General features: G+C 61.3%; 9 protein-coding genes and 1 pseudogene. 2 read left to right on the plus strand and 8 right to left on the minus strand.

The window, feature by feature from the left end; translation table 11 throughout:
• The 3 genes from G113_RS18285 to G113_RS18295 all read right to left on the minus strand — a co-directional run.
• Positions 1-466 (minus strand): glycine zipper 2TM domain-containing protein (locus tag G113_RS18285; RefSeq protein ID WP_005908391.1); only part of this gene is annotated, 466 nt, incomplete at its 3' end.
• Between the two features lie 284 nt (positions 467-750).
• A complete protein-coding gene (locus G113_RS21405; protein ID WP_161618926.1) occupies positions 751-927 on the minus strand; it encodes a hypothetical protein in 177 nt (58 codons plus the stop codon).
• A 262-nt stretch (positions 928-1,189) separates the two neighbouring features.
• Complete coding sequence (locus G113_RS18295; RefSeq protein WP_152436102.1) at positions 1,190-1,495, minus strand: hypothetical protein; 306 nt, start codon at positions 1,493-1,495, stop codon at positions 1,190-1,192.
• A 187-nt stretch (positions 1,496-1,682) separates the two neighbouring features.
• Here G113_RS18295 and G113_RS18300 point away from each other — a divergent pair, with 187 nt between their 5' ends.
• On the plus strand, positions 1,683-2,420 hold the full coding sequence (locus G113_RS18300; protein WP_051106621.1) for a helix-turn-helix transcriptional regulator: 738 nt from the start codon (positions 1,683-1,685) through the stop codon (positions 2,418-2,420).
• 68 nt (positions 2,421-2,488) lie between these two features.
• Positions 2,489-2,809 (plus strand): hypothetical protein, encoded by a 321-nt coding sequence (locus G113_RS18305; protein ID WP_005908398.1) that lies wholly within the window; start codon positions 2,489-2,491, stop codon positions 2,807-2,809.
• Positions 2,810-2,960: 151 nt separating this feature from the next.
• Here G113_RS18305 and hisIE read toward each other — a convergent pair whose 3' ends face one another.
• The 5 genes and pseudogenes from hisIE to G113_RS18330 all read right to left on the minus strand — a co-directional run.
• On the minus strand, positions 2,961-3,590 hold the full coding sequence (gene hisIE / locus G113_RS18310) for a bifunctional phosphoribosyl-AMP cyclohydrolase/phosphoribosyl-ATP diphosphatase HisIE (RefSeq protein ID WP_040319374.1): 630 nt from the start codon (positions 3,588-3,590) through the stop codon (positions 2,961-2,963).
• Entirely contained in the window at positions 3,583-4,356 is a 774-nt protein-coding gene (gene hisF / locus G113_RS18315; protein ID WP_005908401.1) for an imidazole glycerol phosphate synthase subunit HisF, read from the minus strand. The genes hisIE and hisF overlap by 8 nt, the downstream gene beginning before the upstream one ends.
• Complete coding sequence (gene hisA / locus G113_RS18320) at positions 4,356-5,126, minus strand: 1-(5-phosphoribosyl)-5-[(5-phosphoribosylamino)methylideneamino]imidazole-4-carboxamide isomerase (protein WP_040319375.1); 771 nt, start codon at positions 5,124-5,126, stop codon at positions 4,356-4,358. Before hisA ends, hisF begins: the two co-directional genes overlap by 1 nt.
• Before the next feature lie 5 nt (positions 5,127-5,131).
• Entirely contained in the window at positions 5,132-5,743 is a 612-nt protein-coding gene (gene hisH, locus G113_RS18325; protein ID WP_005908403.1) for an imidazole glycerol phosphate synthase subunit HisH, read from the minus strand.
• A gap of 76 nt (positions 5,744-5,819) precedes the next feature.
• Positions 5,820-6,498, minus strand: a pseudogene (locus G113_RS18330) (bifunctional histidinol-phosphatase/imidazoleglycerol-phosphate dehydratase); the annotation flags it as partial.

A 6,498-nucleotide genomic window follows, 5' to 3' on the forward strand; every position in this document is an offset into this window, starting at 1 on the left:
GGATCACCCCTTCCTGACCGGCCAGCTTGTAGCTGACATCATAACCCAGGGTGCGGGTGCTGCTCTCTTGCACCGTCTTGCAGCGTTGCTCGGTGGTGGTGTAGGTATCGCTGTTTTGCATGTTGCCTTGCACCTGATTGCCGGCGTAGCCACCCGCCGCCGCCCCGGCGACGGTGGCCACCGTCTTGCCGCTGCCACCGCCAAACTGATGGCCCAGTACGCCGCCGAGTGCGCCACCGACCACGGTACCGAGGATCTTGTGTTGATCTTGCACCGGCTTGCGATGGGTCACTGTGACGTTGCGACACTCCTGACGTGGGGTCTTGATGGTCTCGGTGACCGGCTTGCTGGCCAGTACCTCGGCGAACTGGGGTTTGGACTCAAACAGTGAGCCACTTGCCACCGCCGAGAGGGTCACTGCCGAGGCTATACCGATGCCGAGACCGGCTAACAGGGACTTGTTCATCTCTCTCTCCTTACTATCCGTTGCTGCCTATGGTGAGGCTTGCCGCTATCTTGGCAGCTTGCGTAATAGTCTCAAGGCAAAGCCCCCCTGATTGCGACAAGGCCTGACTGCGCCAAAAAACGCCGCCTGCAAAAGTTGTCTGTAAATTGCGACATGCCAGCGCGGGATATGCGCAGCAACAGGTTGCGTGGGGCCGCTGAATGGGAAGGCCTGGTCGGGGGAGGGAAGGGAGCATGCGCAACGAGATGAACGGGGCCATGGTGCCATAGCTCCGTTGTGCGGGGTCAGTGCGACGTCGTGCCCTTGATGCGCTTGTTCAGCGCCTCCCACAGGCCGGTGATCAAGTAGTAGAGTCCCCCCTCTTCGGTCGCCTTGGTGAACTCTGCCAGGGGCTCAATCATGCCGCTTCGAAATTTTTCAAGGGCCTCCTGGTCATCCCCGGCTTCTATGTAATCCCCCACCACCTCGAATCCTTGAGCGAGCAGCTGCTCTTTCTGCGATAAAATGACGGCGCGGACATCTGCAAGAAGGTGACGCTGGCGGGATCCTGCCCCTGACGGAAGAACTGGTATTTGCTCATAAAGCCTCTGGTTCTGGTTAGCTCGGTGACATTGTCCGTGCTGGGCCGCGCCCTTGATAGACCCCATTTACGCTGTCAAATGGGGTCGGTTGTTCAGGTTGGCTTCAGCCCGGGGGGCGCCGGCATGGGGACTCGGTGACCCTTCAGGGGTGAGTCAGCTCAGCGTCGCCGCGGCTTTCCCTTGCCAAATATCCGGGGGCATGGAGCAGCAGGTAAATGAAGGTGCCGTGGGCGGCGGGGCCCCCGTAGGGAAGACTGGGGTTGATTAGATAGTCTTGATAGGTATTGGCCGCCGTCCGGGCATCGGGGGCCAGTATGGGTTCCCCCATGACTTCCAGGCCCTGGGCCAGCAAGGTTTGCTTGTCCCTGAAAAAGTCGGCGGCGGCCATGTCGAGCAAGGTGAAGGCGTCGGGCGCTTCCAGAGTGGCAAAAACTTGGTATTTGTTCATCGAGCCTCGGGCTGGGTGGTCGGGGTCAGCCCCCATTATCGTCGCAAGTTCACTGGGGGGCGACTCCCTGACTTGGGGGGACCAGGCCAAGAAGAGGCTGCCATCGGCAGGCATCCCGACTTATCATGGCGGCCCCATCATGGCGCCCCGAAGGTAAGCGGTGAGAAAATCGGATCGACTGTTTCAATTGACCAATTTGCTGCGCGCGCACCAGCCGCTGACAGCCACTGCGCTGGCCGAGCGGCTTGGCGTGTCGGAGCGAACCATCTACCGCTATATGGACGATCTCTCCCTGGCGGGGATCCCCGTGTATGGGGAGGCCGGGGTCGGTTATCGGTTGAGTGAGGGGTTCGAGCTTCCTCCCTTGCAACTGTGCGCCGCCGAGCTCGAAGCGCTGATCACCGGGGTGAATCTGGTGACTGTGCTGACCGGCAAGGGGTTGGCGGATCCTGCACTATCCCTGCTGGCCAAGATAGAAGCGGCCTTGCCGGCGGGACGCCCTGCTTCTCTGGTAGCGCGGTCCGTGCGGGTGCCTGATTATCGCCGCTCCAGTGCGGAATATGGACGTTGGGATCAGTTGCATGGCGCCATTGCGGCCGGAGACTGGCTGACCATCGATTATGGCGCCGCATCGGGTCAACAGACCCGCAGGCTTGTCTATCCGCTGGGGCTCTTCTATTGGGGAGGCCGCTGGACCTTGGGTGCCTGGTGTACCCTGCGCCAAGGCTATCGGGATTTCAGGATAGATCGCATCGAGGCCCAGGCCCCGGCCCCGGACTGCGATGACCCGCCCGCCTGGGTGAGCCTGGCTCACTATCTTGACGAACGGTGCGCCGAGCCAGTGTCCAGGGACAGGGCTGCCTTCTCTGAGATTCGGCCGACTCTGGTCGAGTCGCCAAACCGCAAAAAAAGCGAACGGGACTGACACAAGGCTGTCAGTAGCACTGCCCTATGATCCCTTCTCCATTCAACCGGTATGAAGAGAGAGCAGAGATGATAGTCAATGGCGGTATGCAAGGGGTGGGCGGTCTGGAGTTTGCCACCTTCAGGCTCAAGGAGGGAGTGACAGAGCAGGCGTTGATCGCTCTGTCCCAGCGAGTCGAAGCCGAGTTTCTGGTGCAGCAGCAGGCGCTTATCTTCCACTGTTTGCTGCGCGGCGCCGATGGTATTTATGCCGATATGGTGATGGCCCCGAGCCAGGCGCTGGCTGAAGCCTACTGTCAGCAGTGGCTGCATAACAAGGTAGCGGGTGAGTACCTGGCGCTGTTGGAGACGAGCTCGGTCAATATGAGCTTCTGGAGCCGCATCAATTGAGGGTCGCACCCGAGAGAGGGGACTCTCATTCACGGCCCTCTTGCTGGTCAATCTCCCGTGCCTGCCAATGGTTTCATCAACGGCAGCATGGATAAAAAAACGGGCCCGAGGGCCCGTTTCTACGTCGATAGGTGAGAAAGTGACGCCTCGCCTATTGGGTGTGGCGCTCATACAGGCGCGCCACTACATCCTTCAATCCCAGTCCCTCGTTTTGCAGCAGCACGGTCAGGTGATAGAGCAGGTCAGCGGATTCGTTGATGAGCTCCTCCCTGTCCTTGGCCATGGCGGCCAGGGCCACTTCGACCCCCTCTTCCCCGACCTTCTGGGCGATGCGCTTGGTGCCTTTGGCATAGAGGCTAGCGGTGTAGCTGGTGGTCGGATCCGCCCCCTTGCGCGCGGCCAGGATCTGCTCGAGCTCGGCGAGAAAACCGAGCGGCGGCACCGGGTGGGCATCGAAGCAGGAGGGGGTACCCAGGTGGCAAGTCGGGCCGATCGGGTTGGCGGCGATGAGCAGGGCATCGCTGTCGCAGTCGGTGCTGATGGCGACGAGATTGAGCACATGGCCCGAGCTTTCGCCTTTGGTCCAGAGGCGCTGCTTGCTGCGGCTAAAGAAGGTGACCTGGCCAGTGGCCAGGGTCTTTGCCAGCGCCTCAGAGGTCATGAAGCCTTGCATCAGCAGCTGACCGCTGGCGGCGTGCTGCACCATGGCGGGGATCATGCCATCGCACTTGGCCCAGTCGAGCCGGTCGATGAGGGTGGGATCAATCAATGGATTATTCACGGATAGCGACTCCTTGGGTGCTAAGCCAACGCTTCAATTCGGGTATGAGAATGAGACCTTTGTGGAACACCGAGGCGGCCAGGGCCCCGTCCACATCGGCATCGATAAAGGCATCGCGAAAATGCGCCATGGTACCGGCGCCACCCGAGGCGATGAGGGGCACCTTGCACTGGGCGCGCACCAGCTTGAGCTGGTCAAGATCATAACCCTGGCGCATGCCGTCCTGATTCATGACGTTAAGCACTATCTCACCTGCGCCGCGCTGTTGCACCTCTTTGACCCAGTCGAGGGTATTCCAGGCGGTGGTGCGGGTACGGCTCTCGTCGCCAGTGAACTGCTTGACCTGATACTGGCGGCTCTGTTCATCGTAATAGGAGTCGATCCCGACCACGACACACTGGACGCCAAAGCGTTCGGCCAGACGGGTGATCAGGGTCGGATCGGCCAGGGCTGGGGAGTTGATGGAGACCTTATCGGCCCCGAACTCCAGGATGCGCTTGGCATCGTCGACACTCTTGATGCCACCGGCCACGCAGAAAGGGATGTCGATCACCTCTGCCACCCGGCTCACCCAGCTCTTGTCGACCACCCGGTCATCGCTTGAGGCGGTGATGTCATAGAACACCAGCTCGTCGGCGCCCTCCTGGGCATAGCGGCGGGCGAGATCAACGATACCGCCCATCACCTCGTGATTGCGAAACTGCACCCCTTTGACCACGACGCCATCTTTGACGTCCAGACAGGGGATAATGCGTCTTGCCAGCATCAGTAGCCTCCTTCTTGTGGCGACAGGGTTTCCCCCTGGTTGGCCCAGCAATTGATGGCTTCGCTCACGCTGAACTTGCCCTCCAGCAGGGCGCGGCCAAGGATGATGCCCTTGACTCCCGAGCCCTTGAGCGCCTCTATGTCCCCCAAGCCGCCGATCCCGCCCGAGGCCTGGAAGGCGATGCTTGGGAAGCGAGCGCAGAGGTCGCGATAGAGTGCGACATTGGTCCCTTGCAAGGTGCCGTCCCGGCTGATGTCGGTACAGAGCACATGTTTGAGCCCGGCCGGCAGGAAGCGTTCGATCAGCGCCTCTATGGTGATGCCGCTGTCCTCTTGCCAGCCCGCGACCGCTATCTTGCGATTGCCCTGGGGGTCTATGTTGACGTCCAGGGCCAGCACTATCTGCTCGGGGCCGTATTTTTCCATCCAGCTGGCCACCAGATCGGGAGACTTGACGGCGGTGGAACCAATCACCACCCGGTTGGCGCCGGCGGCCAGCAAGTCTGCCACGTCCTGCTCGCTACGGACACCGCCCCCGACCTGTACCGGGGCGTCGGTGGCGTCGAGCAGCTGCGCGATGAGGCTGAGCTGGCGGGCCTTGGCGTCTTTGGCGCCGTCGAGATCGACCAGGTGCAGCTGTACCGCACCCTGGGATACATATTCATCGAAGCGTGCCTGGGGAGCACTGGCATAGGCCGTCTTCTGGTCATAATCGCCCTGGTAGAGCCGCACCACCTGGCCGTTAATCAAATCAATTGCCGGAATAATCATCCTTGTCATAGCTCCAGGAAGTTTTGCAGTAAACGTGCCCCGGCGGCGCCTGAGCGTTCCGGGTGGAATTGGGCACCAAACACATTGTCCTGATGGGCGATGGCGGTGAAAGGCACGCCATAGTCACAGCGGGCCAGGGTCGCCTGGGTCACTTCCAGGGCGTAGGAGTGGACAAAGTAGAAATAGCTGCCGCTGGGGATCCCCTTGAGCAGAGGGTGACGCTCATCGTGCTCTATCTGGTTCCAGCCCATGTGGGGCAGACGCAGCTTGCCCACCTCCATCAGTTTGATCTTGCCGGGAATGATGCCGAGGCAAGGGAGTTCGGCGCTCTCATCCATGGTCTCTTCGGAGGCCTGTGCCAGCATCTGCATGCCGAGGCAAAAGCCGAGCAGGGGCTGGCGCGCTTCACGGATGAGCGGCACCAGCTCACGCTCGTTAAGATTCCTCATGGCCGCCACCGCCGTGCCTACCCCGGGCAAGATCAACTTGTCGGCGGCGCGGATATCCGCCGCTTCGCGGCTCACCGTTGGGCTGACTCCTAGCCGCTCGAAGGCCATGCGCACCGAGGCCAGGTTGGCGCAGCCGGTGTCGATGATCACCAGTTTCTGATTGCTCATCGTATCAGCCTCCCCATGGATGTGTGCGAGGTTGGCACCAGCAAGGTGGTCGCTATGGTGATCAAGGGTTGCTTGCTCATAATACCCCCTTGCTGGAGGGGAGATCCGAGCCTTCCACCCGGATGGCCTGGCGCAGTGCGCGGCCAAAGCCCTTGAACAGGGCCTCCACCTGGTGGTGGCTGTTGCCGGCATCTACCGAGAGGTGCAGGGTGATGGCCATGGCGTCCGACAGGGAGCGGAAGAAGTGAGGCACCATCTCGGTGGCCATTTCGCCCACGTTGTCGCGGCCAAAGCCGGATTCGCAACGGAACACGAAGTAGGGGCGACCGCTTAGGTCCAGGGCGGCGCTCACCTTGGCGTCGAGCAGGGAGCTCTGGGCTGGCAGGCGAGGCTGGGCATCGATCAGCGCTTCTACTTCGTCCATGGCGAGCACGAAGCCAAAGCGGCCTATGCCGCGTTTGTTACCCAGCGCCTCACGCAGGGCCTGACCCAGGGCCAGCCCCACATCTTCAACGGTGTGGTGATCGTCAATGTGCAGATCGCCGCTCACCGCCAGCTGCAGACTGAAACCTGCGTGAGTCGCTATCTGATCGAGCATGTGATCGAAGAAGCCGATGCCGGTGCTGATCTGGTTGCCGCCGCTCTTGTCCAGATCCAGTGCCACCCGGATACGGGTCTCCTTGGTGTTGCGCTCCACCAGGGCGGTACGGCCTTTACTGAGCAGCTGATCGCGAATGGCGAGCCAGTTGTGATCC

The sequence above is a fragment of the Aeromonas molluscorum 848 genome, assembly GCF_000388115.1.
Classification (GTDB): Bacteria; Pseudomonadota; Gammaproteobacteria; order Enterobacterales; family Aeromonadaceae; genus Aeromonas; species Aeromonas molluscorum.

Excerpts from the sequence above, each read along its gene's own strand:
- G113_RS18295 (WP_152436102.1), bottom strand. The coding sequence starts at position 1,495 with ATGAACAAATACCAAGTTTTTGCCACTCTGGAAGCGCCCGACGCCTTC.
- G113_RS18305 (WP_005908398.1), top strand. The coding sequence starts at position 2,489 with ATGATAGTCAATGGCGGTATGCAAGGGGTGGGCGGTCTGGAGTTTGCC.
- hisF (WP_005908401.1), bottom strand. The coding sequence starts at position 4,356 with ATGCTGGCAAGACGCATTATCCCCTGTCTGGACGTCAAAGATGGCGTC.
- hisA (WP_040319375.1), bottom strand. The coding sequence starts at position 5,126 with ATGATTATTCCGGCAATTGATTTGATTAACGGCCAGGTGGTGCGGCTC.
- hisH (WP_005908403.1), bottom strand. The coding sequence starts at position 5,743 with ATGAGCAATCAGAAACTGGTGATCATCGACACCGGCTGCGCCAACCTG.